The following is a 2,921-nucleotide window of genomic DNA, read 5'->3' as shown; positions in this document are numbered from 1 at the left end:
GTCGGCCTCATCGTGGCCTACATGGGCGCCGAACAACTGCAGCGCTTCGGTGCGCAGAGCTTCATCGCCAATCTGGTCACCATCGGCGTCGTACGCGAGATCGCGGCGCTGGTTGTGGGCATCGTCTTGGCCGGGCGCGTCGGCGCGGCCTTCGCGGCGCAGATCGGCAGCATGCGCGCTGGCGAGGAGATCGACGCGCTGACGACGCTGGGCGTGGACCCGGTGGAGCATCTGGTGCTGCCGCGCATGCTGGCGCTGCTGGTCAGTGGCCCCTTGCTGACCTTGTGCGCGGGCATCGCCGGGCTGCTGGTGGGCTGGGGCGTGGCAGTCGTGCTCTACGACGTGCCGCCGGCGGCCTATCTGGCGACGACGCGCGACGCGCTGGCCGGCTGGGACCTGTTCGTGGGGCTGCTCAAGGGCAGCGTCTACGCGGTGCTGGTCGCGTTGGCCGGCTGCCGCCAGGGCCTGAACGCCGGGCGCAGCGCACAGGCGGTGGGCGAGGCGACGACGGCTGCGGTCGTGCAGGCCATCGTGTGGATGGTGGTGGCCGCGTCCACGCTGACCGTGATCTTCCAGAGGCTGGACATATGACGGGGGCTTCATCCGGTCGCACCTTGCCGAACGGGGACACCGCCGGCCGGTCCTCCGGGGGGATGGCCATGACGGCCGGATCGACCGGCAGGCCGTCCGCCAGCGCGGGACGGCCTGGCAGCGTCCCACCGCTCGATCCGCGTAGTTCGGACGTGCTGATGCGCGTCGAGAACCTCAGCCTGCACGCCGGCGGCCGCCAGCTGCAGCAGGGCCTCAACTTCGAGGTCAAGGCCGGCGAAGTGCTGGCCATCGTCGGTGCCAGCGGCTGCGGCAAGAGCACGCTGCTGCGCCACATGATCGGACTGCAGGTGCCCCAGACCGGCCGCGTGCTGTGGACCGCAAGTGGCGAAGCACGCGACGTGCACGGCGACGATCCGCCGCGACGCGAGATCGGCGTGGCGTTCCAGGCCGGCGCGCTGTGGAGCAGCATGACGGTGGGCGAGAACCTGATGCTGCCCCTGGAGCTCTACACCCGGTTCGATGAGGCCGAGCGCGAGCGCCAGGCGCGCTTCAAGCTCGCGCTGGCCGGGCTGAACGAGCCGGCCACCTTCGACGCCGAGCCGGCCGCACTGTCGGGCGGCATGCGCAAGCGCGCGGCCATTGCCCGCGCGCTGATGCTTGACCCACCGCTGCTGTGCCTGGACGAGCCCTCGGCGGGTCTGGACCCGCTGACCTCGGCACGACTGGACGACCTCATCCAGCAGCTGAAGCGCGACGTCGGCACGGCCATCGTCCTCGTGACGCACGAGCTGGAGAGCCTGTTCGCGGTGGCCGACCGCATGCTGTTCCTCGACGTCGAGGCGCGCACGGCCACGGCGCTGGGACCGCCGGCCGAGCTGCGCGAGCATGGTCCCCGGCCCGTGCGCGAGTTCCTGACGCGCGGCCAGGCCGGGACGGACAAGGAGGCCGCATGAAACGGCGTCGCGCCAACCCCTTTTTCATCGGCGCCTTCGTCGTCGGCGCCATCGCCGTGCTGGCCGCAGCCCTCATCGCCCTGCCCGGCCGTCACTGGTTCAAGCAGCCGCAGCGCGTCGTCATGTTCTTCTCGGGCTCGGTGTTCGGGCTGCAAAAGGGCGCCCCGGTCGTCTTCCGCGGCGTTCGCGTCGGTGACGTGACCGAGATCAGCGTGCGCTACGACAGCAAGACCGACACTTTCGCCATCCCCGTCGTCGCCGAGCTCGACGACGACGCCGTGCGCGGCCTCGAAGGGCGCTTCACGCACGATGACATCGGCCATGCCCTGCCCCTGCTCATCAAGCGCGGGCTGACGGCCCAGCTCGGCACGCAGAGCCTGGTAACGGGCCAGCTCTATGTGGACCTGGACTTCCGCAGCAAGCCGCCCGGCGTGCAGCACGGCGGCTACGAGGGCGACGCCACCGAGATTCCGACCAGCGCGACCGCCTTCCAGGCGCTGAAGAACCAGCTCGAGAGCGTGGACCTGCGCAAGATCCTCGACGACCTGAGCCAGATTGCCAACGCGGCGCGCTCGCTGCTGACCGCGCCGGAGCTCAAGCAGGGCATGAAGGACTTCGCCGCCACCGCCGGCCACGCACGTCAACTGGCCGCCCGGCTCGAGCAGCGCGCCGTGCCGCTGACGCGAGGCGCCGAACGCGCGATGGCCAGCGTCGACCGTGCCGGCGACAAAGTCTCCGCCGCCGCCGACAAGCTGGGAGCGGGTGCCGACAAGGCCGGGGCCCTGCTCGATCCGGACGGTGTCGTCGTGCGCGACCTGCAGCGCGCGCTGGGTGATCTCAGTAGCGCCAGCGCCTCGTTGCAGGAGGCCGCCAGCAGCGATGGCCCGTTGCTGCAGCAGTCCCAACGCACCCTGCGCGACCTGTCACAGGCGGCGCGCGCGCTGCGTCAGCTGGCCGACACGCTGGACATGCAGCCCGACGCGCTGCTGCGCGGCCGCAAGCCCGACCCCGTCCCTGCCGTGGAGCCTGCCCGATGAAGACCGATCTCCTTCAGCGCCGCGACCTGTTGCTGCTGCTGACTGCAGCCACGCTGGCCGGCTGCGCAACGCGCGACGCACCGCCTCGCCGCCTCTACGGCCTGACAGGCACGCCGCCGCTGCCGCTCGACGCCCAACCCGGCCAGGACTGCCGCGCCTGGGTGCTGAATCCGCAGATCGCGCTGCCCGAGCTGCTGGACCGCGACGAGATCCTGGTTGCCGACGGCAGCGCCGGCCTGCGCCCCTGGCCCGAGGCGCGCTGGGCCGAACCGCTGCGCGACGCGCTGCCGCGGGTGCTCGCCGAAGACCTGGGGCGGCTGCGCCAGCCTTACCCGGTCTCGCTGGGCACGCCCCAGGATCGCGACGCCGAATCGTTGCG

The 2,921-nt window shown here is 71.6% G+C and carries 4 protein-coding genes; all 4 read left to right on the top strand.

Annotated features, from left to right (window positions below; genetic code table 11):
* On the top strand, nt 1-591 hold a 591-nt coding region (locus tag VGF12_RS01230; protein WP_331174228.1), incomplete at its 5' end, for an ABC transporter permease.
* 158 nt (nt 592-749) lie between these two features.
* Nucleotides 750-1,505 (top strand): ABC transporter ATP-binding protein, encoded by a 756-nt coding sequence (locus VGF12_RS01225; RefSeq protein WP_331174227.1) that lies wholly within the window; start codon nt 750-752, stop codon nt 1,503-1,505.
* Nucleotides 1,502-2,542, top strand: coding sequence for an MlaD family protein (locus VGF12_RS01220; RefSeq protein WP_331174226.1), 1,041 nt, complete (start codon nt 1,502-1,504; stop codon nt 2,540-2,542). The genes VGF12_RS01225 and VGF12_RS01220 overlap by 4 nt, the downstream gene beginning before the upstream one ends.
* Nucleotides 2,539-2,921 (top strand): ABC-type transport auxiliary lipoprotein family protein (locus VGF12_RS01215; RefSeq protein ID WP_331174225.1); only part of this gene is annotated, 383 nt, incomplete at its 3' end. The genes VGF12_RS01220 and VGF12_RS01215, both read left to right, overlap by 4 nt.

Origin of the sequence: Roseateles sp. (assembly GCF_036404855.1) — a bacterium.
Classification (GTDB): Bacteria; Pseudomonadota; Gammaproteobacteria; order Burkholderiales; family Burkholderiaceae_C; genus Pelomonas.
Note: the sequence above shows the minus strand (reverse complement) of the source record. Positions and strands in the feature narration are given on the sequence as shown.

Bases quoted from the DNA above. Each gene is read 5' to 3' on its own strand.
- VGF12_RS01225 (WP_331174227.1), top strand. From the start codon at position 750: ATGCGCGTCGAGAACCTCAGCCTGCACGCCGGCGGCCGCCAGCTGCAG.
- VGF12_RS01220 (WP_331174226.1), top strand. From the start codon at position 1,502: ATGAAACGGCGTCGCGCCAACCCCTTTTTCATCGGCGCCTTCGTCGTC.